The 23,984-nt window shown below is 73.2% G+C and carries 20 protein-coding genes; 13 read left to right on the forward strand and 7 right to left on the reverse strand.

What is annotated here, in order from left to right; genetic code table 11:
- Positions 1-56 precede the first annotated feature (56 nt).
- Complete coding sequence (locus tag BM242_RS16450) at positions 57-1,145, reverse strand: LacI family DNA-binding transcriptional regulator (RefSeq protein ID WP_093839588.1); 1,089 nt, start codon at positions 1,143-1,145, stop codon at positions 57-59.
- A gap of 375 nt (positions 1,146-1,520) precedes the next feature.
- On the opposite strand from BM242_RS16450, the gene BM242_RS16455 reads away from it, so the two are divergent.
- Positions 1,521-3,512 (forward strand): acyl-CoA dehydrogenase family protein, encoded by a 1,992-nt coding sequence (locus BM242_RS16455; RefSeq protein ID WP_093839589.1) that lies wholly within the window; start codon positions 1,521-1,523, stop codon positions 3,510-3,512.
- A 63-nt stretch (positions 3,513-3,575) separates the two neighbouring features.
- Here the strand turns inward: BM242_RS16455 and BM242_RS16460 are convergent, their stop codons facing one another.
- On the reverse strand, positions 3,576-5,474 hold the full coding sequence (locus BM242_RS16460; RefSeq protein WP_093839590.1) for a caspase family protein: 1,899 nt from the start codon (positions 5,472-5,474) through the stop codon (positions 3,576-3,578).
- A gap of 6 nt (positions 5,475-5,480) precedes the next feature.
- Positions 5,481-5,897 (reverse strand): hypothetical protein, encoded by a 417-nt coding sequence (locus tag BM242_RS16465; protein WP_217652508.1) that lies wholly within the window; start codon positions 5,895-5,897, stop codon positions 5,481-5,483.
- 252 nt (positions 5,898-6,149) lie between these two features.
- Here BM242_RS16465 and BM242_RS16470 point away from each other — a divergent pair, with 252 nt between their 5' ends.
- From BM242_RS16470 to gndA, 4 genes are all read left to right on the forward strand, one after another.
- Positions 6,150-6,638, forward strand: coding sequence for a Gmad2 immunoglobulin-like domain-containing protein (locus BM242_RS16470; RefSeq protein ID WP_093839592.1), 489 nt, complete (start codon positions 6,150-6,152; stop codon positions 6,636-6,638).
- Positions 6,639-7,020: 382 nt separating this feature from the next.
- A complete protein-coding gene (locus BM242_RS16475) occupies positions 7,021-8,934 on the forward strand; it encodes a galactose oxidase early set domain-containing protein (protein ID WP_093839593.1) in 1,914 nt (637 codons plus the stop codon).
- Between the two features lie 44 nt (positions 8,935-8,978).
- Positions 8,979-10,964 (forward strand): Dyp-type peroxidase, encoded by a 1,986-nt coding sequence (locus tag BM242_RS16480; protein WP_093839594.1) that lies wholly within the window; start codon positions 8,979-8,981, stop codon positions 10,962-10,964.
- Positions 10,965-11,163: 199 nt separating this feature from the next.
- Positions 11,164-12,618 (forward strand): NADP-dependent phosphogluconate dehydrogenase, encoded by a 1,455-nt coding sequence (gene gndA / locus BM242_RS16485; RefSeq protein WP_093839595.1) that lies wholly within the window; start codon positions 11,164-11,166, stop codon positions 12,616-12,618.
- A 92-nt stretch (positions 12,619-12,710) separates the two neighbouring features.
- Here the strand turns inward: gndA and BM242_RS16490 are convergent, their stop codons facing one another.
- The gene (locus BM242_RS16490) at positions 12,711-13,184 is read right to left on the reverse strand and encodes a PLAT/LH2 domain-containing protein (RefSeq protein ID WP_175541449.1); all 474 of its coding nucleotides are present in this window, start codon (positions 13,182-13,184) and stop codon (positions 12,711-12,713) included.
- Positions 13,185-13,507: 323 nt separating this feature from the next.
- On the opposite strand from BM242_RS16490, the gene dxr reads away from it, so the two are divergent.
- From dxr to BM242_RS16515, 5 genes are all read left to right on the forward strand, one after another.
- Positions 13,508-14,836 carry a 1-deoxy-D-xylulose-5-phosphate reductoisomerase gene (gene dxr / locus BM242_RS16495; protein ID WP_093839597.1) on the forward strand — a complete coding sequence of 443 codons (1,329 nt, stop codon included), beginning with the start codon at positions 13,508-13,510 and terminating at the stop codon, positions 14,834-14,836.
- The gene (locus tag BM242_RS16500; protein ID WP_093839598.1) at positions 14,833-16,134 is read left to right on the forward strand and encodes a M50 family metallopeptidase; all 1,302 of its coding nucleotides are present in this window, start codon (positions 14,833-14,835) and stop codon (positions 16,132-16,134) included. The genes dxr and BM242_RS16500 overlap by 4 nt, the downstream gene beginning before the upstream one ends.
- A 220-nt stretch (positions 16,135-16,354) precedes the next feature.
- Complete coding sequence (gene ispG / locus BM242_RS16505; RefSeq protein ID WP_093839599.1) at positions 16,355-17,512, forward strand: flavodoxin-dependent (E)-4-hydroxy-3-methylbut-2-enyl-diphosphate synthase; 1,158 nt, start codon at positions 16,355-16,357, stop codon at positions 17,510-17,512.
- 293 nt (positions 17,513-17,805) lie between these two features.
- Positions 17,806-18,654, forward strand: a complete 849-nt coding sequence (locus tag BM242_RS16510; protein WP_093839600.1) for a GNAT family N-acetyltransferase — start codon at positions 17,806-17,808, stop codon at positions 18,652-18,654.
- Positions 18,655-18,722: 68 nt separating this feature from the next.
- On the forward strand, positions 18,723-19,283 hold the full coding sequence (locus tag BM242_RS16515) for a GNAT family N-acetyltransferase (RefSeq protein WP_093839601.1): 561 nt from the start codon (positions 18,723-18,725) through the stop codon (positions 19,281-19,283).
- Positions 19,284-19,328: 45 nt separating this feature from the next.
- On the opposite strand, the gene BM242_RS16520 is transcribed toward BM242_RS16515, so the two are convergent.
- From BM242_RS16520 to BM242_RS16530, 3 genes are read right to left on the reverse strand one after another with little or no spacing between them, the layout of a single operon-like run.
- A complete protein-coding gene (locus BM242_RS16520) occupies positions 19,329-20,258 on the reverse strand; it encodes an aminoglycoside phosphotransferase family protein (RefSeq protein WP_093839602.1) in 930 nt (309 codons plus the stop codon).
- A 53-nt stretch (positions 20,259-20,311) separates the two neighbouring features.
- Complete coding sequence (locus BM242_RS16525) at positions 20,312-20,821, reverse strand: ferritin-like domain-containing protein (protein ID WP_093839603.1); 510 nt, start codon at positions 20,819-20,821, stop codon at positions 20,312-20,314.
- On the reverse strand, positions 20,818-21,390 hold the full coding sequence (locus BM242_RS16530) for a hypothetical protein (protein WP_245834160.1): 573 nt from the start codon (positions 21,388-21,390) through the stop codon (positions 20,818-20,820). Before BM242_RS16530 ends, BM242_RS16525 begins: the two co-directional genes overlap by 4 nt.
- Before the next feature lie 404 nt (positions 21,391-21,794).
- On the opposite strand from BM242_RS16530, the gene rimP reads away from it, so the two are divergent.
- From rimP to BM242_RS16545, 3 genes are all read left to right on the forward strand, one after another.
- The gene (gene rimP / locus BM242_RS16535; RefSeq protein WP_093839604.1) at positions 21,795-22,289 is read left to right on the forward strand and encodes a ribosome maturation factor RimP; all 495 of its coding nucleotides are present in this window, start codon (positions 21,795-21,797) and stop codon (positions 22,287-22,289) included.
- Between the two features lie 17 nt (positions 22,290-22,306).
- A complete protein-coding gene (gene nusA / locus BM242_RS16540) occupies positions 22,307-23,338 on the forward strand; it encodes a transcription termination factor NusA (protein ID WP_093839605.1) in 1,032 nt (343 codons plus the stop codon).
- Positions 23,339-23,552: 214 nt separating this feature from the next.
- Positions 23,553-23,831: a YlxR family protein gene (locus BM242_RS16545; RefSeq protein ID WP_093839606.1), complete on the forward strand. Its 279-nt coding sequence runs from the start codon at positions 23,553-23,555 to the stop codon at positions 23,829-23,831.
- The last annotated feature ends 153 nt before the right edge of the window (positions 23,832-23,984 follow it).

The raw sequence follows: 23,984 nt of genomic DNA on the forward strand, positions 1-23,984 counted from the left end.
CGGTGGTGCGGGTACGGCGGACGGCCGGGCCGGCGGGTCCGGACCGCCGTGACGGCTCATGACCGGGGCGCCGGTCCGGTGCTGGAGCGGACGGTGAGCTGCGGCGGCAGCAGCTCCACCCGGTCCGGCGCCCCGGCCGCGGCCGGGCCCGCCGCACTGCCGTTGCCGTTCCCGTGGGCGCTGCCGTTGCCGCGTCCGCCGGCCGCCTCGGCCGCGTCCACCTTGGCCATCACCAGCTCAACGGCGCGGCGGCCCATCTCCTCCGCCGGTATGGCGACCGAGGTGAGCGCCACCGAGTGCTGGGTGGCCACCTGGTCCGGGCAGACCGCCACCACCGACACGTCCTCGGGCACGGCTCTGCCCTGCTGCCGCAGCAGACTCAGCAGCGGCCCGATGGCGGCCTCGTTCTGCACCACGAAACCGGTGGTGCCCGGCCGCTCGTCGAAGATCCGGGCCAGGGTGCCGGCCACCGACTCGTAACTGCCCTCACAGGGCCGGTGCAGCATCCGCAGCCCGTGCTGCCGGACGCCCTCCCGGATACCGGTCATGGTCCGTTCGGCGAAGCCGGTGTGGCGTTCATAGACGCCGGCCGCCTCCCCGATCACCGCGATCTCCCGGTGGCCCAGCCCCGCCAGATGTTCCGCGCACAGCCGTCCGGTGGCGGTGAAGTCCAGATCCACGCAGGTCAGGCCGGTGGTGTCGGCGGGCAGTCCGATCAGCACGGCGGGCCGGTCGGCCTCGTGCACCAGCGGCAGCCGGTCGTCCTGGAGCTCCACGTCCATCAGGATCATGGCGTCGGCCAGCCCGCTGCCCACCACCCGCCGTACCGCCGCCGGGCCCTCCTGCCCGGTGAGCAGCAGCACATCGCGGTCGCGCTCGCGGGCGGTGGTGGCCACGGCGATGGCGATCTCCATCATCACCGGCACATACATGTCGGTGCGCAGCGGCATCATCAGGGCGATGATGTTGGAGCGGCTGCTGGCCAGCGCGCGGGCGCCGGCGTTGGGGTGGTAGCCCAGCTCGCGGATGGAGCGCTCGACACGGTCACGGGTCTGCTTGGAGATGGTCCGCTTGCCGCTGAGCACATAGCTCACCGTGCTGGCGGAGACCCCGGCATGCCGGGCGACCTCGGCGAGGGTGACCATAGAGCTCTCCCAGTCTCAGAAGAAGCCGCGGAACGGAGATGAGGACGGCGGAGACGGACTGGTGAAGCGCTTCGATAGCGCCTCGCCCGTCGTCAGGCGATGTTTAGTTGCCCTGCCGCACTGACACTAAACCGGCCGTGAGCGGCTGTCCAGAGATCCGTCGAAGCGCTTCAACGATCCTCCCCGCTCCCGGCGCGCGGCGCAACGCGCACCCCCGCCATGGCCGGGACGGCTGGTGCAGTCTGCCCGGATCGGGTACATACGCCATAGATACGCACCAGTAGCCATCAGCTCACACCGTCTGTCCCGGAGCACATGCGGCACATCCTGCCGAATGACTCCCTTCGCCGATGGCCTCGACGACGAGGAGGCGCGATGACAGCCCTGCACGACGGCGCCCACGGCACCCACGGCACCCACCGGAACGCCGCCGCCCCCGTGACCGAACGGGAGGCCCGGCGGGTCGCGGAGGCGGCCCGCGAACAGGAGTGGCGCAGGCCCAGCTTCGCCAGGGAACTCTTCCTCGGCCGGCTCCGCCTGGACCTCATCCACCCCCACCCCGAACCGGACGGCGAGGCCGTGCGGGAGGGCGAGGAGTTCCTCGCCCGGCTGCGCGAGTTCTGCGCCACCCGGATCGACGGCGGGCTGATCGAGCGCGAGGCCCGCATCCCCGACGAAGTGGTCCGCGGCCTGCGCGAGCTCGGCGCCTTCGGCATGAAGATCTCCCCCCGCCACGGCGGCCTCGGTCTCACCCAGCTCTACTACAACAAGGCACTCGCCCTGGCCGGCTCGGCCAGCCCGGCCGTGGGCGCGCTGCTCTCCGCACACCAGTCGATCGGCGTGCCCGAGCCCCTCAAGCGCTTCGGCACCGAGGAGCAGCAGGCGCGCTATCTGCCGCGCTGCGCCCGGGGCGAGATCTCCGCCTTCCTGCTCACCGAGCCCGACGTCGGCTCCGACCCCGCCCGCCTGGCCACCACCGCCGTCCCCGATCCCGACGGCGAGAGTTATGTGCTCAACGGCACCAAGCTCTGGACCACCAACGGCGTGATCGCCGATCTGCTGGTGGTCATGGCCCGGGTGCCGGCCTCCTCCGGCCGGGGCGGCGGCATCACCGCCTTCGTGGTGGAGGCCGGCTCACCCGGCATCACCGTCGAGCACCGCAACGCCTTCATGGGCCTGCGCGGCATCGAGAACGGCGTGACCCGCTTCGAGAACGTACGGGTACCGGCGGACCAGCGGATCGGGGACGAGGGCGCCGGCCTCAAGATCGCCCTCACCACCCTCAACACCGGCCGCCTCTCGCTGCCCGCGATGTGCGCGGGAGCGGGCAAGTGGTGCCTGCGCATTGCCCGCCAGTGGTCGGAGGCCCGGGTCCAGTGGGGCCGGCCCATCGCCAAGCACGAAGCCGTGGGCGGCAAGATCTCCTTCATCGCGGCCACCACCTTCGCCCTGGAGGCGGTGCTCGACCTCTGCTCCCAGATGGCCGACGAGGACCGCCGCGACATCCGCATCGAGGCCGCCCTGGCCAAGCTCTACGGCAGCGAAATGGCCTGGCGGATCGCCGATGAGCTCGTCCAGATCCGCGGCGGACGCGGCTTCGAGACCGCCGATTCGCTCGCCGCGCGCGGCGAACGCGGCGTACCCGCCGAACAGCTCCTGCGCGACCTGCGCATCAACCGCATCTTCGAGGGCTCCACGGAGATCATGCACCTGCTCATCGCCCGGGAGGCGGTGGACACCCACCTGAAGGTCGCGGGCGATCTGGTGGACCCCGACGCCACCCTGGCCGCGAAGCGGCAGGCCGCCCTGGCCGCCGCCCGCTTCTACGCCCGCTGGCTGCCCGGGCTGGCCGCCGGCCGGGGGCAGCTGCCGTTCTCCTACGCCGCCTTCCGCCGCCGCGGGCTGCCGGATCTGGCCGTCCATCTGCGCTATGCGGAGCGCGCCGCCCGCAGGCTGGCCCGCTCCACCTTCTACGCCATGTCCCGCTGGCAGGGCGGTCTGGAGTCCCGGCAGGCCTTCCTCGGCCGGATCGTGGACATCGGCGCGGAACTCTTCGCCATGAGCGCCGCCTGTGTGCGCGCCGAGCGCATGCGCGCCCGCACCGGCCACGGCGAGGCGGCCTACGAACTCGCCGACGCCTTCTGCCGCCAGGCCCAGCTGCGGGTCGAGGCCCGCTTCCGCGATCTCTGGCACAACACCGACACCATGGACCGCCGGATCACCACGCACGTCATCGCCGACGAGTACACCTGGCTGGAAGAAGGCATCCTCGACCCCTCCACCCCCGGCCCCTGGATCGCCGGCACCACCCGGCCCGCCGCCGGCCCCGACGGCGCCCGGAAGAACGTCCACCGCCCCATCCGCTGATCACCCCGCCGAGGGGCGGTGCCGTCGCGGTACCGCCACCGGCCGTCCGCTCCGGGGTGGCGCTCAGCCCTGGTGGACACCGATCGCCGTCACCGCGGCGATCAGCAGCAGACAGAGCGGGATGGCCAGCCAGTACAGCAGGCGGGAGACCCAGGTCAGGGCCTCGGTCGGGGCGTCGGGACGGCGCCGGTGGGAGATCGCCGCCAGCACTCCGGCGACCACCGCCAGGACCAGCCCGGTGACCGACAGGCCCAGTACCCCGCCGGGCGCCTCGCCGAAGTTCCCCAGCGCCTCCCAGTAGGGCTCGCCCGTGGTGCTGCTGCGGGAGAGGACCTCCCGGTGGAAGGCCGCGAGCCGGGCGGCGGCCGTCGCCGCCAGGATGGCCGAGATGCCCGCCGAGACCAGGGCCGTGACCGGCAGGATCAGCGGGTTCCAGAGGGAGGGAACCGGCCCGGCAGGCGTCGGCCCGGCACCGGCCGCCGCCCGATCGCGCCGCCGGTGCGGGTGCGGCGGCGGGGGAGCGGGCGTGGCCGGGGCCGGCGGGCCGGGCCGCCGCTCCTCCCCCCGCACCGGTTCCCGTACGTCCTCCCGTTCCCGTACGTCCTCCCGTTCCCGCACGTCCTGCGGCTCGCGGACGTCCGTCCGCGGCGGTCTGAGGGTCCGGGGCGGCAGCGGCGGGGGAGGGGGCTTCGGCGCGGCGGCCGGCATCGGCACCACCTCGGCGGTGACCTGCACCGCCGCCTCGCCCACCGCCCCCTTGAGCACCAGCGTCCCGGTCAGCCGTCCCGGCCGTGAGGTGTCCAGCGAGACATCGAGTCCGCCCTCCGCCTCCGTGACCCTCAGCCAGTCCTCCTTCGGATGCGGCACACAGCTCCTGGCCAGCGGCGGCCCCAGCAGCTCCACCCGCTGCCGCGGCGCGGGCCCGTGCTGGGCCACCCGGCCGAAGTCCAGCACCCCGGGCACCGGATGGACCCGGACCTCCAGCACCGCCCGCCCCGCCTCGTCGGCGATCGAGCGGATGTCGTTGCGCTGCAGCGCCAGCAGCGCGTCCCGGGCCCCGGCCGCGATCTCCAGGTCCTCGTTCTCCATCCGGAACCGCAGCTCGGCGATGGCGCCGCGCCGGGTGTAGGCGTTGGGGCTGGTGACCGCCTGCCGCAGATCCTCCGGCAGCGGCCTGGCCCTGATCTTCCTCCGGTTGCTGCGCGCCAGATAGACATCGCCCTGGAGATCCACGCTGCGGCTGGGTGTCTGGTGCGGATTCTGCTCCCGCACCCGGTCGAAGACGTACTCGTAGAGCTCGTCCAGCGAGATGCGCCCGTCCTCGTCGAGATCGGCGTCACCCGTGGACAGGCCGTTCACCAGGGCGTGGGTGAAGACGGAGGGCTTGGGCGAGGTGTCCTCGGCCAGATCTGCACCCTCGAAGGCGTACTCCATGGAATTGGACGCGGTGATCACCGCCCGGCCCCGGCCGCCGCCCAGCTTCTCGCCGCCGAACGCCTCCAGCACCCGCACGTCGCCGGCCGCCCGCACGCCCACGCCCTGCGAGAAGGCGCCGCCGTAGCAGCAGTCCAGGAAGAGCACGATGGAGCGGGCCCGGCTGCCGCTCATGCAGCGGCGTACGAAGTCCGCCGAGACGGCGGTCGAGGCCAGCCGCCCGGGCACGGTGTTGGTGGCCGCGAAGAACAGCTCCCCGGATTCGCTTTTCAGCCCGTGGCAGGAGAAGTGCAGCAGCAGCGAATCGCCCGGCCTGCGCTCGGCGAAGAAGTCGTCGATCCGCCGGGAGATCTCGTGCGCGGGCTCGTTCTGCGCCACCTCGACCTGGAAGTCCCCGATCCGGGGATCGCCCAGCACCCCGGCGAGCGCGGTGGCGTCCTCGGTCGGCGACAACAGACGGCGCAGGCCCTCGTCGCGGTAGTCGTCATTGGCGATGATCAGTGCTCGCCGGCTGCCGGCGGTGGCCATGACTCCTCACCCGGGCCCCTTCTCCCCGCCCTGGCTGCGGGCCGCGTGGCGGCTGATGAACAGTTCGTAGGTGCCGGCCACCTGTTCCTCGGTGGCCTCGGAGATCTCCAGCACATCGCCGCCCAGTTCCAGCCGGATGGTGGGGCGGGACGCGCGGCGTCCCCGCCAGGAGCGGAGCAGGCCGATGATGTCCCGCAGCGCGCCCGCCGACTTGCTCAGCGTGACCAGCAGCGCGCCGATCTCCACCACCCCGACGGCCCGTGAGCCGGGCGGCGCGGGGCCGCCGGTGGCCAGCGGCACGACGTCCTCGATGTCGTCGGCCTCCAGCAGCAGCAGTTCCTCGCGGAGCTGACGCGCCAGCTGCTCCAGGCGGTCGGCCTCCGCTTCCTCCTCCGACACGTAGATCCGCAATGGCGTACCCACTGGCTGCCCCTTCCGCTGCGCGGCGGCCGGGCGCGCGGGGCGGAGGTGTCCGTCTCACGTCACTCGTCCAGACATTTCCATCCTCGCACCGCCGGCGCCGGGGGCAATTCCACGGACGGCCGGGGCGCGGCGGTGCCGGAGCGGCGGCCGTGCGGCCCGAAACGAGCGGTACGTCCGGGTCCGGATTGACCGGTGGGCAGCGGCGTCGGATCGTGGCAGTCACATCACACCATCTCCGGAAAAGGAGGCGAAGTGACCATTCGTATCGATCAGCCCAGGGAGTTCGACCTGGTCGGCAATCCGGTGCTGATAGGCGGCGTGGGGACCGGCTTCGAGGCGGTTCTCCACTACCGGGTGGAGGACGGCCACGACGAGGTCGGCGGCCACTTCTCGGTCGGCGGCGGCACCGGCGAGCACGATCACTTCCAGATCCGGGCCGATGTCTCGGGGGCCGCGTTCACCCTGGACCGCCTGTTCGTCCAGGTCTTCGAGATCAGCGCGAAGGACGGCAGCGAAATCAACAAGGTGACGGTTCCGGTCATTTACGGGCCGCGTATCGTGCCGGACTACATCGGCTACCGTGAGCACACGGTCGCAAGCGGTGAGACCCTGTCGGCCATCGCCCGGTCCCACTACGGCGATGCCTCTCTCCACACCCGGATCGTCCGGGCCAATCCGCAGATCACCGACCCGGACCTGATCTTCCCGGGCCAGCTTCTGCGTATCCCCGTCGGCGCCTGAGCCGCGCCGCTCCCTCCGCTCGGCCGGGTGGCATCCGCGTCCCCGAAGGACGCCGCCGCCCCCCACCTCCGGCCCGGCCGAGCCTCCCGCACCGCTGTCCGTTCCCCGCGGGGTCCGGCCCGCCACCACGCCCGCGCGGCCGGTGGCCCGGCCGGCTCCGGCGCGGCGCGCGGTGCGCCGGCCGGCCGGTCGCGCCCGGGGTTGCGCGGGGTACCGGGCCGTGCGCCTGAGTGCGTGGGGGACGGGGGTCGCTCGTGGTGAGGTATGCGCGTCGGGGCGCCTCGCGCACCGGCGAATGGCTACTTACCGCAAGATCCTCCTCACCGACAGTCTGTTGAGCGCTCTGCCGTTCATCATCAGACTGCTCTGAAGGAGCGCGCTCATGGTCCAGCGAAAGCTGTCGAGGCTTGCCGTGGCCTGTGCCGTGGTGTCGGCCGTCACCGCTTCCACCCTGCTCGCCGCGTCCGGCTCCGCCCTCGGGCACTCCGCCGGCGGCACCGACGACTCCACCGCGCCCAGCACCCTGCGCACCGCCGGGATCTCCGAGGAGGAGGTCGCCGCCGAGGTCGATCCCGAGGAGGCCGCCGTCCTCGGCGAGGAGCATGCCGAGGAGCATGCCAAGATCCGCATCGCCGCCGGTGAGGACGCCGACTATCCGCAGACCACCCGCACCGCCAGCCTCAACTGGCTGACCCAGGACCAGGAGACCAAGAACGCCGCGTTCGACCCGGCCGAGTTCGGGCAGTTCACCGACTTCTTCCCGTCCCCCGACTACGGCGTCCACATCGCCCAGTTGCCCACCGGCAAGATCCTGGTCTTCTCCTTCGAGCCGGTGGAGGACAACCCCAACCGGGAGACCGCGCCCACCCAGGTCATCGGCGCGGAGAACGCCGGCCGCGCCTTTCTGTGGGACCCCGAGCGCGGCACCGGCGAGGACGCCTTCACGGCCGTGCATCCCCCCGAGGTCAATATGCCGGACGGCCTGGACGAGCCCCGCCCGGCGCCCTTCTTCTGCGCCGGCCACTCCTTCCTGCCCAACGGCATGCTCGGCGTCTTCGGCGGCAATCTGGGCGGCAACCACGGCACGGGCGCCATGCTCGCCCTGGTCTTCGACCCCTGGGAGGAGGTCTGGCTCCAGCAGCCGGACATGTCCGTCGGCCGCTGGTACCCCACCGTGGTCACCGGGCCGGACGGCCGCCAGCTGATCTTCTCCGGCCAGTCCGAGCGCGGCTGGGGCACCCCCACCGAGATCGTCGAGCGCTGGCCCGCCAAGGACTACGCCGTGCCCATCGGCACCAGCTTCCAGCCGGAGGAGGTCCCGGTGGACCGCTTCGGCGCGGACGCCCCGTTCAGCAGCGACTACCCGCAGGCGTTCGCGCTCAACGACGGCCTGGTCTACACCCTGGGCCGGAACTCCGACGAGCAGTGGGTGTTCGACCCGCGGGCCGAGACCCGCGCCGATCTGCCGGACCGGCCCGACCACCCCGAGGGGCGCAAGCACCCGGAGCGCTGGTACGGCTCCTCGGTCCTCCTGCCCAACGGCACCGACGGCCCCGAGGCCATCCTCCAGATGGGCGGCGACCCCAACGACCCGGCCACCTACCTGTTCAAGGACGGCACCTGGACCGTGGGCGAGGAGAAGCACTTCGGCCGCACCCAGGACGACACCCTGATCCTCCCCGACGGCTCCCTGTTCACCGTCAACGGCGCCCCCGACATCCGCGACTACGGCAAGGGCGAGTACAACCCCAATGCCGACCAGAAGTACCGCCAGACCGAGCTGGGCGACAGCAGCGGCGAGAACTGGGAGCTCGGCCCCGTGCAGCGGCTGCCGCGCGGCTACCACTCCAACGCCGTGGTGATGCCCGACGGCCGGATCATGATCACCGGCGACGAGCTCCAGCAGATCGCCAACGACCCCGACATCACCGACGACATGCACGGCGCCATCGAGATCTACGAGCCCGCCTATCTGCATCGCGGCGACCGCCCCGACCTCGGCGACGTCCCCCGGCAGACCATCCGCTACGGACGCCACTTCGACGTCGGGACCAGCACCCCCGACCAGGTGGCCCGCGCCGTGGTGCTGGCGCCCTCCACCTCCACCCACTCCATCAACACCAGCCAGCGCCATCTGGAGCTGGAGATCACCGCCCGCGACGGCGACTCCCTGGAACTCCTCGCCCCGCACTCCCCCGAGGACGCCATCCCCGGCTTCTACATGCTCTTCCTGCTCGACGAGGACGGCGTGCCCAGCGAGGCGCAGTGGATCCAGTTCGGTCCGCCCCGGCGCTGACCGGAGCCCGTCCCCACCTCACACCCGTACGCTCCGGAGGGCCCATGACCCATGCCACGCCGTCCCCCGGACCCGGCACCACCGGGACCGGGACCGCCACCGCGACGACCGCACTCCCGCGCCAGCCGGGCGACGCCGTTCACCCGGCGGACCACCGCCCGGCCGACCCCGGGCTCCCGCTCCGGGAGAGCACCGAGATCCAGGGCGACATCATCGCCGGCTTCAAGAAGGACCACGCACAGTTTCTCTTCCTGCGGTTCGGTGAACTCCCGCCCGCCCGGCGCTGGCTCAACCTCCTGCGCCACCGGATCGCCACCACCCTGGACGTCTCCCTCTACAACGAGGAGTTCCGCCGCGGCCATGCGATCACCGGCGGCGCCGACCCGGAGCGCAAAAAGGCGATCTGGCGCTGCGTCAGCTTCACCGCGGCCGGGCTGCGCTTCCTCACCGGGGATCCCGCGCTGTTCGGCGACTGTGACGCCCCCGCCCTGGTGGCGTTCCGGGAGGGCAGCGCCGTCCGCGCCGGACGCCTGGGCGACACCGGCGTCGACGCCCCCGAGCACTGGCTGTTCAGCGACGGCGCCCGGGACGCCGAGCACACCGTGCACGCCGTGCTCACCCTCGCCGCCGACGAGGCCGAGGACCTGCGCTCCACCCTCTCCTGGGAGCGCAAGGACGCCGCCTCCCACCAGATCGCCATCCTCTTCGAACAGGACGGCGCCACCCTGCCGGGCACCCGCCGCGGCCGGGAGCACTTCGGCTTCAAGGACGGCGTCAGCGAGCCCGCCGTGCGCGGCTTCGACGAGCCCGACCCGGGGCATCCGCACTGGAAGCGCGACCGGCCCGGCACCCGGCTCATCCCGGCCGGGGAGTTCGTGATCGGCCATGAGCGCGTGCAGCCGCGCGGCGGGGACGGGCCGCTGCCGGCCGCGCCGGAGCTGCCCGGGTGGATGACCAACGGCTCCTTCCAGGTGGTCCGCCGCCTCGGCCAGGACGTGCCCGGCTGGTGGGCACAGATCACCGAGCAGCTCCAGGTGCTCAAGGAACAGCGGGTGGTCCCCGCCGGGACCACCGTCGAGTGGCTGGCGGCCCGGCTGGTGGGCCGCTGGCGCTCGGGCGTCCCGGTGCACAAGAGCCCGGACGCCGACCGGCCCGCCAACGCCGATCTGTCCCGCGACAACGACATCTCCTACGCCAACGACCCGGAGGGCAGAATCACCCCGCTCTTCTCCCATCTGCGCAAGACCAGCCCGCGCGACGGCCTCCGGCTCCATCCGGACAGCGCGGAGTTCGAGAAGGAGGCGACCAATCTGGACGGCCGCCGGATCATCCGGCGCGGCATCCCGTACGGCGAGCCCTTCGATCCGGCGGCCGGCGAGAAGAACGGCCCGGACGCGCCGCGCGGCCTGGTCTTCGTCTGCTACCAGAGCGATCTGGTCGCCCAGTTCGAGTTCATCCAGGAGGGGTGGATCGAGGCCAAGGACTTCCCGCACCGCTCACCCAGCGTGGGACGGGACCCGCTGTGCGGCTCGGACACCACGGTCGCCTTCCCGGACTCGGAGGACCTGGGCACCAAGGGCACGGTGCCACTGCGCTTCCGGCAGTTCGTGCGCACCGAGGGCTCGGTCTACGCCTTCTGCCCCTCCCTGCACGCCCTGGAGAAACTGGCCGACGGCACCCTGCTGGAGGAGGGGGACCGGGTGATCCGGGCACCGTTCACCCTCAACGCCGGTGATCCGCCGCTCAGCAGCGGCAAGGCCCAGCTCCGCCTCCAGGCGGACGGCAATCTCACCGTGCACAACGAACACCAGGAGCTGGTCTGGGAATCCCACACCGGCGGCAACGGCGGGGTCCGCCTCACCCTCCAGGCCGACGGCCGGCTCGCGATCCGCAATGCCTTCGACGAACTGCTGTGGACCAAACCGGCCAGGCCGGTGCCCGGTTCCGTGCTGGTGATCCGGGCGGACGGCAATGTGGCCCTGACCACCGAGGAGGGCCAGGTGCTCTGGGACACCGACACCGCGCACTGACCGCCCGCCCCGGCCCCTTCCGCCCCTTTGCCGTCCGGCCCCGGCTCCAGCCCCGCCGGCCGGGGCCGGACCCGGGGCGGGGCGGCCCGGGCAGCGGCGCTTCCCGCATCGTGACAAGCTCCGGAACTCCGGGCGGGCACGGGCTTATAGTGACGCGGTCCAGGACCCCGCCCGAACCAGGTCAGGAGTTGACCCCGCGATGACGGCACCGACCGCAACCGCCCAGATCGGCGTCACCGGACTGGCGGTGATGGGCCGCAATCTGGCGCGCAATCTCGCCCGCCACGGCTATGCCGTGGCCGTCCACAACCGCAGCGCCGAACGCACCGATGCCCTGGTCCGGGAGTTCGGCGACGAAGGGGTCTTCGTCCCGGCCAGGACCCCGGCCGAACTGGTCGCCGCGCTGCAACGGCCCCGCCGGGTCCTGCTGATGGTCCAGGCCGGGGCGCCCACCGACGCGGTGATCGAGGAGTTCGCGCCGCTGCTGGAGCCCGGCGACATCCTGGTGGACGGCGGCAACGCCCACTTCGCGGACACCCGCCGCCGGGAGGCGAAGCTGCGCGAGCGGGGCATCCATTTCGTCGGCACCGGGGTCTCCGGCGGTGAGGAGGGCGCGCTGCACGGGCCGTCCATGATGCCCGGCGGAAGCAAGGAGGCGTACGAGGCGCTGGCGCCGCTGTTCCAGGACATCGCCGCCAAGGCCCCGGACGGCACCCCCACGGTGACCCACATCGGCCCGGACGGCGCCGGCCACTTCGTGAAGATGGTGCACAACGGCATCGAGTACAGCGACATGCAGCTCATCGGCGAGGCCTACGACCTGCTGCGCCAGGCCGCGGGCTATGAACCGGCCCGGATCGCCGAGATCTTCCGGGAGTGGAACCGGGGACGGCTGGGCTCCTATCTGATCGAGATCACCGCCGAGGTGCTGGCGCACACCGACGCCGCGACCGGGCGGCCGTTCGTGGACATCGTGGCCGACCGGGCCGGGCAGAAGGGCACCGGCCGCTGGACCGTGCAGACCGCGCTGGACCTGGGCACGCCGGTCACCGGCATCGCCGAGGCCGTCTTCGCCCGGGCGGTCTCCGGCCACACCCGGCTGCGCGAGGCGGCCCGCGCGCTGCCCGGCCCGGACCGGCCGGAACTGCATCCGGACGACGCCGCGCGCTTCGCCGAGCAGGTGGAGCAGGCACTCTACGCCTCCAAGGTGGTGGCCTACGCGCAGGGCTGGCACATGATCCAGGCGGCGAGCGAGGAGTACGGCTGGGGCATCGACCCGGCGGCCGTGGCGGCCATCTGGCGGGCCGGCTCCATCGTCCGGGCCGGCTTCCTGGACCGGATCACCGCCGCCTACCGGGCCAATCCGGACCTGCCGGGGCTGCTGGCCGACGAGGGCTTCGCCCGCGAGGCGGGCGCGGCCCAGGCCGCCTGGCGGACCGTGGTCTCCACGGCGGTCCGGGACGGTGTGCCGGTGCCCGGCTTCAGCTCGGCGCTGGCCTACTACGACTCGCTGCGCGCCGAGCGGCTGCCGGCCGCGCTGATCCAGGGCCAGCGCGACTTCTTCGGCGCCCACACCTACCGGCGCACCGACCGTGAAGGCAGCTACCACACCCTGTGGGCCACCCCGGACCGCCCGGAGACCCGCACCGAGTAGCCGGGGCTGCCGCGGAGCCCGGCCCGGCCGGCCGCGGAAGTGCGGCGGCCGGGCCGGGCGGCGGACGGCCGTGCCGCCGCACCGCCGCGCGGTCAGCGGTGGATCCGCAGGAAGGTGCCGTTGTCGTCGGGGTACCAGCGCGATTCGTCGTTGTAGCCGTGGAACCGGGCGCCCTCGTTCATCTCGGTCCTGACGTGCCGCCAGTGGTCCCACCACCGCACGTCCAGCCGGTACTGGACGCCGATGACCTGGCCCAGCGAGCTGTCGGTGGTGATCGGGAAGTCACGCCGGCTGCCCTCGGGGAAGTCCCTGCCGAGGTACTTCCAGCCGGACTCGCCGTCCGTGCCGATCAGATTGACGTAGAGGTCGGAGTTGGTGTTGCCGGAGCCGTCGCCGGTCCCGGTGTAGACGGACACGGTGTAGTACGACGCCGCGGCCGTCACCTCGCCGCCGTCCGCGGGGGCGGCCACCGCCTGCGGGATGCCCAGCAGCGCGGCGAGCGTCGCGACGAGCGCCACCAGGAGCGAGCGGGCGGCCCGCCCTCGGTGCCGTGCGGTCGACGTCATTGGCGTCATTGGGGTCGTTGGTGTCACGGTTGCCTCCAGTGCTCGATTCGGACAGCCGGTCGAGCAACCGGCCCATCACTCACCGTAGCGATCCGGCTCTGTTCTGTAAGAGGCGTACGTTGTGGTTCAACAGGCTTGTGCCACGCCCCCGTTGTGACGCCCCGCCGGGCACAACGGTCCCCTTGGGCCGGACGCGTACCGCACGGCAGACTCATGCCCACCCGCCTCGGCGCGGCCCCTCGACGGCGCACTGCCCGGGGCGTGCGCCGTGCAGTGGGGCGGGCGCCGGTCGGGTGGCCGGCGGGAGCGGGGAGAATGAGAAGATGACCATCAGCGGTATCAATCCCGGCCTTGCCGCCGGCTGCCTCGCCGATCCGCATCTGCGTCCCGGTCCCGGCCCGGCCGGTCCCCGGGAGATCGTTGTCCTGGGTTCCACCGGCTCGATCGGCACGCAGGCCATCGACGTCGTGCTGCGCAACCCCGACCGCTTCACCGTCACCGGGCTCTCCGCGGCCGGCGGCCGGATCGGCCTGCTGGCCGAGCAGGCGCACCGGCTGCGGGTGCGCACCGTGGCCGTGGCCCGCGCCGGGGCGGTGCCCGCGCTGCGCGAGGCGCTGCGCGAGCGCTACGGCCCCGGCGAGCCGCTGCCCGAGATCCTGGCCGGGCCGGACGCCGCCGCAGAGCTGGCCGCCACCGAGTGCCACACCGTGCTCAACGGCATCACCGGCTCCATCGGCCTGGCCCCCACCCTGGCCGCCCTGGCCGCGGGCCGGGTGCTGGCGCTGGCCAACAAGGAATCGCTGATCGTCGGCGGTCCGCTGGTCACCGGGCTGGCCAGGCCCGGCCAGATCGTGCCGGTGGACTCCGAGCACTCCGCCCTCTTCCAGGCGCTGCTCGGCGGCACCCGCGGGGAGATCGCCCGTCTGGTGGTGACCGCCAGCGGCGGCCCGTTCCGCGGGCGGAGCCGGGCCGAGCTGGCCCGCGTCACCCCCGGGGACGCCCTGGCCCACCCCACCTGGGACATGGGCCCGGTGATCACCGTCAACTCCGCCACCCTGGTCAACAAGGGGCTGGAGGTGATCGAGGCGCATCTGCTGTACGACATCCCGTTCGAGCGGATCGAGGTCGTCGTCCACCCGCAGTCCTACATTCATTCCATGGTGGAGTTCACCGACGGCTCCACGCTGGCCCAGGCCGGTCCGCCGGACATGCGGATGCCCATCGCCCTGGGCATCGGCTGGCCGGACCGGGTCCCCGGCGCGGCCCCCGGCTGCGACTGGACCCGCGCCCACACCTGGGAATTCTTCCCGCTGGACACCGACGCCTTCCCGTCGGTGCCGCTGGCCCGCGAGGTGGGTACCCTCGGCGGTACCGCGCCCGCCGTGTTCAACGCGGCCAACGAGGAATGCGTGGACGCCTTCCTCGCCGGCCGGCTGCCGTTCACCGGGATCGTGGACACCGTCGCCAGGGTGGTCGAGGAGCATGTCGGCACGGCAGCCGCCGCGGCCGGCCCGACGGCCGCCGGAACCTCCCTCGGCCTGGCGGACGTCCTGGAAGCGGAGACCTGGGCCCGCCACCGGGCCCGGGAACTGACCGGAACGCCGGAGAAGACATCCGGGAAGACGCCCGAGGAAAAGGGGCTGCCACTGTGACCACCCTGATGTTCGTCCTCGGCATACTCATCTTCGTCGTCGGACTGCTGTTCTCCATCGCCTGGCACGAGCTGGGCCACCTCTCCACGGCCAAGATGTTCGGCATCCGGGTCCCGCAGTACATGGTCGGCTTCGGTCCCACCCTGTGGTCCCGCCGCAGGGGCGAGACCGAGTACGGCATCAAGGCCATCCCGCTCGGCGGCTACATCCGCATGATCGGCATGTTCCCGCCCGGTGACGACGGCCGCATCCGCCAGCGCTCCACCTCGCCGTTCCGCGGCATGATCGAGGACGCCCGGGCCGCCGCCTACGAGGAGCTGCGCCCCGGCGACGAGAAGCGGCTGTTCTACACCCGCAAGCCGTGGAAGCGGATCATCGTGATGGCCGCCGGGCCGGGCATGAATCTGATCCTGGCGGTGGCGATCTTCCTCGGTGTGCTGATGTCCTTCGGCATCAACCAGACCACCACCACCGTCGCCCAGGTCGCCGAGTGCGTCGTCCCGCAGAGCGAGCAGCGCGACGAGTGCCGGGCCGGCGATCCGGCGGCGCCCGCGGCCGAGGCCGGCCTGAAGGCCGGTGACACCATCGTCGCCTTCAACGGCGAACCGGTCACCGGGTGGAGCGAGCTCCAGAACGCCATCCGCGACACCACCGGCCCCGCCCGGGTCACCGTCGAGCGGGACGGCACCACCGTCGACCTCTACCCCACCCTGATCGAGAACCAGGTGGCCAAGCTGGACGACGACGGCTATGTGGAGGGCGAGTTCGTCACGGCCGGCTTTCTCGGCTTCACCCCGGCCGGCGGCATCGTCAAGCAGGACTTCCCGCAGGCCGTCTCCTACATGGGCGACATCATGGTCTCCGGTCTGGACGCCCTGATCGGGCTGCCCGGCAAGATCCCCGGCCTGTGGGACGCGGCGCTGGGCAACGGCGAACGGGAGGCGGACTCCCCGGTCGGCGTGGTGGGCGCGGCCCGGGTGGGCGGTGAGGTCTTCACCCTGGACATCCCGGCCAGCCAGCAGGTGGCCACCTTCCTGTTCATGCTGGCCGCCTTCAACCTCTCCCTGTTCCTGTTCAACATGCTGCCGCTGCTGCCGCTGGACGGCGGGCACATCGCCGGGGCGCTGTGGGAATCCGCCCGCCGCAATGTCGCCAGGGCGCTGCGCCGCCCCGACCCCGGACCGTTCGACGTGGCCAAGCTGATGCCGGTGGCCTATGTGGTGGCGGGCATCTTCATCTGCTTCACGCTGCTGGTGCTCGCCGCCGACATCGTCTCCCCGGTCCGGCTGGCCGGCTAGCCGGACCGGACCGGGGTACGCGCGGGGCGGACGGGACACCGGCCGCCGCCCGGGACCGGCGGGGGCCATGGGCCGTCGCCCTTGGCATCCGCCGGCCGTCCGGGTGCCGTACGCTCAGTACCGTCCGGACCGGCCGAGCGGCTGCAGACTTCTCCGGCCCCCAAGACCAGACCGGACCGATCCGAAGTCCGATGAACCACACGTGGGGTTGCACACGCCGATGACCGCCATCTCGCTGGGTATGCCGTCCGTTCCGCTGAAGCTGGCCGAGCGCCGGCGCTCGCGCCGGCTTCAGGTCGGTTCGGTGGCGGTGGGCGGTGACGCCCCCGTCTCCGTGCAGTCGATGACCACCACCCGTACCTCCGATGTGGGTGCGACATTGCAGCAGATCGCGGAGCTGACCGCGTCGGGCTGCCAGATCGTCCGGGTGGCCTGCCCCACCCAGGACGACGCGGACGCGCTGCCGGTGATCGCCCGCAAGTCGCAGATCCCGGTGATCGCGGACATCCACTTCCAGCCGAAGTATGTCTTCGCGGCCATCGACGCCGGCTGCGCGGCGGTGCGGGTGAATCCGGGGAACATCAAGCAGTTCGACGACCGGGTGGGGGAGATCGCGCGGGCGGCCTCGCAGAGCGGTACCCCGATCCGGATCGGGGTGAACGCCGGATCGCTGGACAGGCGGCTGCTGGCCAAGTACGGCAAGGCGACCCCGGAGGCGCTGGTGGAGTCGGCGCTGTGGGAGTGCTCGCTGTTCGAGGAGCACGGCTTCACCGATATCAAGATCTCGGTGAAGCACAACGACCCGGTGGTGATGGTCAACGCCTACCGGCTGCTGGCGCAGAAGTGCGACTACCCGCTGCATCTGGGGGTGACCGAGGCGGGTCCGGCCTTCCAGGGGACGATCAAGTCGGCGGTGGCCTTCGGCGCGCTGCTCAGCGAGGGGATCGGGGACACCATCCGGGTGTCGCTGTCGGCGCCTCCGGTGGAGGAGGTCAAGGTCGGTATCCAGATCCTGGAGTCTCTCGGTCTGCGCGAGCGGGGACTGGAGATCGTTTCCTGCCCCTCCTGCGGGCGCGCGCAGGTGGATGTGTACAAGCTGGCCGAAGAGGTCACCGCGGGGCTGGAGGGGATGGAGGTGCCGCTGCGGGTGGCCGTGATGGGGTGTGTGGTCAACGGCCCCGGAGAGGCGCGGGAGGCCGATCTGGGGGTGGCATCGGGCAATGGCAAGGGCCAGATCTTTGTGAAGGGGCAGGTGATCAAGACCGTGCCGGAGTCGAAGATCGTCGAGACCCTGATCGAGGAGGCGATGAAGATCGCCGAGCAGATGGCGGCCGACGGCACCCCCTCCGGCGAACCGCAGATCTCGGTGGCCGGCTGAGCAGCCCCGGGCGGCGGCCCCCGCGCCGCCGTCGCGCGCCCGGACGGCCCGGGCGTTCCGCATCCTCGCCGGGCACCCACGCCGAGGGCGGTGCCGGCCCCACCGGGCCGGCACCGCCCTTCCCCGTCGCCCGTCGCCCGGCACGCGGATGCCCGTCCCGGCGGGCGGCACCGGGTACAGTGCCTCCACACCGCCCGCTCACCCGCTCCTCTGCACCACCCGCACCACCCGCACCGTCCGCTCCGCGCCTCCTGCCATCCCTGTCGTCCCCGAGTGGCAAGGCTTTTCCGCCCGTGCTGATTGCGCCCTCCACGCGGGTCCTCGAACCCGCCGAGCTCAGCGACGCCCTGGCCGTCCTCGACCGGGACCCGGTCGCCAACGCCTTCGTCACCTCCCGGGTGCTGGAGTGCGGACTGGACCCGGTGCGGCTGGGCGGCGAGATGTGGGGCTGGTACCCGCACGGCAGACTCTCCGCGCTCTGCTACTCCGGCGCCAATCTGGTGCCGCTCTCCGCCGGCCCGGACGCGGTGCGCTCCTTCGCCGAGCGGGCCGTGCGCCAGGGACGGGTGTGCTCCTCCATCGTCGGCCGCGCGGACTCCACCGCCGCCCTGTGGGCCCTGCTGGAACCCTTCTGGGGACCGGCCAGGGAGGTGCGGGCCCGCCAGCCCCTGCTCACCGCCACCGCCATGCCCCGGGGCATCACCCCCGACCCCCGGGTGCGCCGGGTGCGGCGCAACGAGATGGACCTGGTGATGCCCGCGGCCGTCGCCATGTTCACCGAGGAGGTCGGCGTCTCCCCGCTGAGCGCGCCCGACGGCGGCCTGGCCTACCAGTCCCGGATCGCCGAGACCGTCGGCCACGGCCGCTGCTTCGTCCGGGTCGAGGACGGCCGGGTGGTCTTCAAGGCCGAGATCGGCGCGGTCACCCCCCGGGTCTGCCAGATCCAGGGCGTGTGGACGGCCCCGGACCGGCGCGGCCGGGGCCTGGCCGTCGCGGGACTGGCCACCGTGCTGCGGCACGCCTTCGCCGAGTGCTCACCCGTGGCCAGCCTCTACGTCAACGACTTCAACGCGCCCGCCCGCGCCGTCTACCGCCGCCTGGGCTTCACCGGGACCGGCATGCTGATGAGCGTCCTGTTCTGAGCCTTCCGGGCCCCGGGGAACGGTGGGGTGCGCGCGACTTCTCCCCGGCGGAACGTTAATCTCCGGGCATGGAAGACCCCGCCGTCGGCCCGCTCGATCTCGCGGCCCGGGTGGACGAGGCGCTGCGCGTGCAGGCGGTCGCCTTCGGCCTCACCGAAGAAGAGATCCTGGTGCGCCGCCATATCGTGCTGCGCCATCTGGCCACCCCGGGGGCACGTGCCTACGGTGCCGTCACCGCCGCCGGACGGCTGGTGGGCTTCGGCTACGGGCTGCCCTGCGACCGGGCCCAGTGGTGGGCCTCGGTGGTCGAGCCCTGTCTGCGCAAGAACGGCGTGGACGACTGGCTGGACGACTCCTTCACCGTCACCGAACTCCATGTACTGCCCGACTACCAGGGCCGGGGCATCGGCCGCGCGCTGATCACCACGCTGACCGACCAGGTGCGCCAGCCGCGCTCGCTGCTCTCCGCGATCGACACCGAGAGCCCGGCCCGCGTCCTGTACCGCAAGCTCGGCTACCGGGATCTGGCCCGGCAGGTCCGCTTCCCCTCCGCCCCGCGCCCGTACGCCGTGATGGGCGCCGTCCTGCCGCTGCGCCGCCGCGAGCGCCCGGCCGCCGGGCCGCGCTGACCCGCCCCCCGCTCAGGCCCCCGTCGCCGCGGCCCGTGCGGGGGCTCAGAGCCAGGTGGCGAACTCCAGCAGGGATTCCGCGTCGGCACGGTGGCCCGCGGCGGCGTTGCGCACCGCGGATTCGACCGCCCGGAACACCGACCAGTCGCGCAGCCGCTCCGGGTCCACCTCGACCGCCGCGGACAGCCTGGTCACCCGCCGCCGGGTCTGCGCCGCCGCGCCCGCCGAGGCCATCAGATCGTGCAGCCGGTCCCGGACCAGCCGCGCCAGGTCGTACGCCCGCTCGCCCACCACCGGCTCCGGCCCCACCGCCAGCCAGGGCGCCCGCCCGCCGTCCGAGGCCAGCACCGCGCCCTGCCGGAAGTCGCCGTGCAGCAGCAGGTGCTCCCGACCCTCCCCCGGGGCCGCCGCCGGGCCGAGCATCCGCTCCCGGGCCGCCAGCGCCTCCTCCACCAGCGGCGCGATCCCGGGCTCGGCCACCGCCGCCGCCCGCATCGCCGCCGCCTGCGCGCCGGTGCGCTCCGCCACCGTCGGGAACGGATGCTCCCCGCCGGGGTCCACCCACAGCCGGCGCACCGTGGAGACCGCCTCCAGCATCGCCTTGGCGTCCGGCAGCGAACGCAGCGAGATCTCCCCGCGCAGCCGCTCCAGCAGCAGCGCGCCCTCCTCCGGCGCGCAACGCAGCGACCGCACCGCGGCCAGCCCGTCCCAGCGGCGCAGCGCGGCATCCTCCAGCGCGGCCGGGGACTGCGGCGCGCACAGCTTGAGCGCGGCCGGGGAGCCGTCGTCCCCGCGGCGCACCAGCAGCGTCATGCTGGTCCGGCCGCCCGGCTCGGCCACCGCCTCCGCGGTCAGCCCCCAGCGGCGCAGCATCTCCGCGGCCAGCGCGGGAAGCCCGGCCAGCCACTCGGGCGCCTGCCGTTGCTGCGCCAGCACCAGACGGCGCGGCGGTTGTGGACCCGGCACGGAAACCATCGGTCGGTCGCCCCCCTCGGCTCGTCTGTCGCCCCGGCCCGCCGCCACCGGGATCAGCCGCCCTCGGCGGCCGTGGCGGCCGGCCCGGCCGGCCGTCCGCCGCCGTCGTCGTCGTCCGCCGGTCCGTACTCGGGCAGTCCGGGGAAGGCCACGGCGGCCTCCGGCCCGCCCCAGCGCACCGCGCGCAGCGCGCCCTCGCGCAGCGCCCGCGCGGCATTGCGGCGGGCGTCACCCTCGGTGGCGGCGACCAGATCGGCGTAGACCGCGGTCAGCCGGGCCTCCAGCTCCGCGGCCAGTTCCAGGGCGTGCGCCGGTTCGGTCACCTCGAACGGCAGGGCGTAGGCCGGTGCCGCCGCGACCGGCTCGCCGCCCATCCCGCGGACCGTGTCGCGCAGGGCGTCCCGGCGCGCGCGATGCGCCTCGTAGGCGGCCCGGATCTCCTCCTCCTCGGCCTCCGGGGCCCACGCCCCCACCACGCCGTAGCCGTATACCGCGGCATGCTCGGCGGCCAGCGCCGCCTGGATCGCCGCCAGCGCCGCGCCGGTGCCGTCCCGCCGCCTCATGCCGGGCTCCGCTCCGCCGCCCCGGACGGGGCCAGCAGCCGGGAGCGCACGGCGTTGGCCGCGGCCAGCGAGGCGAGCAGCCGGGCGGTGGCGGGCGGGGCGCCGGCCAGGGCCGCCAAGCGGCTCTCGGCCAGGCCCTGTTCGGCCTCGGCCAGCGCGGCCAGCGCCGCCTCCGGCTCGGCCGGCGGCTCCGGCACCGGGTGGGCGGCCGGGGCGTTCCCCCCGCGCATCCCGGCGCCGCTCCCGTTCCCGCTCCGGCCGGCCTCCGCGGGGGCGCGCAGCGCATCGAGGTGCGCGGCGGTGACGGCACGGTGCGGCGCCAGCGTCCCGGCCAGCGCCGGATGCGCTGCCGCGGTGGCGTCGTACCGGGCGAGCAGTGCCGCGCCGGCCGCCGCGGCCTGCTCCCGCAGCCGCCGCTCCGCGCGCGCCTGTCCGTCCTCCTGCCGGTGTTCCGCCCGTTCCCCCCGGGGGGCGCCGGTGCACCCCGCCGTCAGCACCCCGGCCGCGGTGAGCGCGCCGCCCGCGGACAGCAGGGAGCGCCTGGACAGCGTTCCCGGCGGGCTCGCCACCGCCGGCCCTTCCGGCTTCCCCGGCGGTCCGCCGGTCACGTTTCGCCGCACGCTCGTCCCGTCCGTACTGTTCGTTCTGTTCGTTCTGTTCGTGTTCTCCCGTACCGTCCGCCGGTCCGTACCGTCTGCCCCGGTCCGGCCCGGCGGCGGGCGGGCCGCCGCCGGGCGGCCACCGCATGGGAGCGTACCCGGGCGGTCGCGCGCCGCCCGGCGCCACCCCGGCCGCCATGGATGCGGCCTTGTGCGGTCCGGTCCGCGTACTCTCCCGTAGGCAGTAGGCTGTGGCGCAAGACGCCGTCGCCGCCGCTGTGCAGGCGCCGCACGGCGCGCGGCGGTGCCCGACCGTCCGTCACCCAGACAGCCCCCATCGCCACAACAGCAGACGCGGCCGAGGAGTCACCCGGATGAGCACCACCCAGAACGACAGGCTCCGGGAACTGGTGGAGCCCCTGGCCGCCGAGCGGGGCATGGACCTGGAGGACCTCACCCTCGCCCAGGTCGGCAGCCGGCGGGTGCTGACCATCGTGGTCGACACCGACGAGGGCGTGCAGCTCGACGAGTGCGCCGAACTCAGCCATGCCGTGTCGGAACTCCTGGACCGGCGCGGGGCGCTCGGCGATGTCTCCTACGTCCTGGAGGTCACCTCCCCGGGCGTGGACCGCCCGCTGACCGAGCGGCGGCACTTCGAACGTTCCCTGGACCGCATGGTGCACCTCCAGCTCTCCGGCGGCGGCACGCTGACCGCCCGGGTGCGCGCGGTGGACGACGAAGGGCTGGACCTCGAAGTGCCGGGGGAGAAGGGCCGCAGGCCCAAGCAGCGTCGGGTGGCCTTCGCCGAGATCGACAAGGCCCGCGGTGAAGTGGACTTCGCCCGCGGCGACAGCAAGCAGCAGCAGTAGCGCAAGGAGGCGTAGCCGTGGACATCGACATGAGCGCGCTGCGGGCGCTGGTCCGGGAGAAGGAGATCTCCTTCGACGTGCTCGTCGAGGCGATCGAATCGGCCCTCCTCATCGCGTACCACCGCACCGAGGGCAGCCGCCGCCAGGCCCGTGTGGAGCTGGACCGCAGGACCGGGCATGTGACCGTGTGGGCCAAGGAGGACGCCGCCGATCTGCCGGAGGCGGCGGAGGGCGAGGAGCCGCCGGAGCCGCGCGAGTTCGACGACACCCCGGAGGGCTTCGGGCGGATCGCCGCCACCACCGCCAAGCAGGTGATCCTCCAGCGGCTGCGGGACGCCGAGGAGGACATCACCTTCGGCGAGTACGTCAGCCGGGAGGGCGACATCGTCACCGGCACCGTGCAGCAGGGGCGCGACCCGAAGAACGTGCTGGTGGACATCGGCAAGCTGGAGGCGATCCTGCCGCCGCAGGAGCAGGTGCCGGGCGAGGACTACAGCCACGGCACCCGGCTGCGCACCTATGTGGTGCGTGTGGTGCGCGGCGCCCGCGGCCCGTCCGTCACGCTCTCCCGCACCCACCCGAACCTGGTGAAGAAGCTGTTCGAGCTGGAGGTTCCGGAGATCGCCGAGGGGGCGGTGGAGATCGCGGCGATCGCCCGCGAGGCCGGGCACCGCACCAAGATCGCGGTGCGCTCCATGCGGCCCGGGATCAATGCCAAGGGCGCCTGCATCGGGCCGATGGGCGGCCGGGTGCGGAATGTGATGTCCGAGCTGAACGGCGAGAAGATCGACATCGTGGACTGGTCGGACGACCCGGCCGAGCTGGTGGCCAACGCGCTCTCGCCGGCCCGGGTGAGCGGCGTGGAGGTGGTGGACCGGCTGGCCCGCTCGGCCCGGGTGACGGTGCCGGACTACCAGCTCTCGCTCGCCATCGGCAAGGAGGGGCAGAACGCCCGGCTGGCCGCCCGGCTCACCGGATGGCGGATCGACATCCGTCCGGACACCGAGCAGACCCCCGCCGGCCTGGACGAGGCCCCCGGCCGGCGCTGACCCCGGGCGAGGTCGGCGCCGGCGGCGGTGCGCCGGGCGGGCGGCGGGAATGCCGCGGCCGGCAGCGGTGTTTGCCTCCTTGGCGGGAAGCGGCCGAGCCGCCGCCGGCGGCGCTGCCGTCCGTCCGCAACCATCTGTCACACGCGTGTGCCACAGTGTGCCGGGAGCGCTGCCCCGGTCGTGGAGCGGGCCGCGCGGGGAGGTAGAATCGATCGTGTCTGGCCGGACGCGCGACCGGAGCTGCCCGGAACGCACCTGTGTGGGTTGCCGGCGGCGCGGCGCGCAGAACGTCCTGTTGCGTGTGGCGCTGGTCCAGGGACGCTGCGTCCCTGATCATCGCGGTACGCTGCCTGGCCGGGGTGCCTATGTGCATCCCATACCGGCCTGCCTTGAGCTGGCGGTCCGCCGCCGGGCGTTTCCCCGGGCCTTCCGGGTCCAGGGGCCGCTCGACACCACGGATCTTCAGCTTGCGGTCGGCGGTACGGCACCGTAATGCCGTGAAGATGTCCGTAAGACGTAAGACGGTTCGCACGGAAGGTCCGTGCGTTCACGTACCTCGCGAGTCGGAAGCAGGTCGAGATTGCGATGAGCACTCGATGAGTACGCGATGAGTACGCCCGTGGAGTAGCGAAGGTCCGGCGGCCAC

The organism is Streptomyces aidingensis, from assembly GCF_900112355.1.
GTDB lineage: Bacteria > Actinomycetota > Actinomycetes > Streptomycetales > Streptomycetaceae > Streptomyces > Streptomyces aidingensis.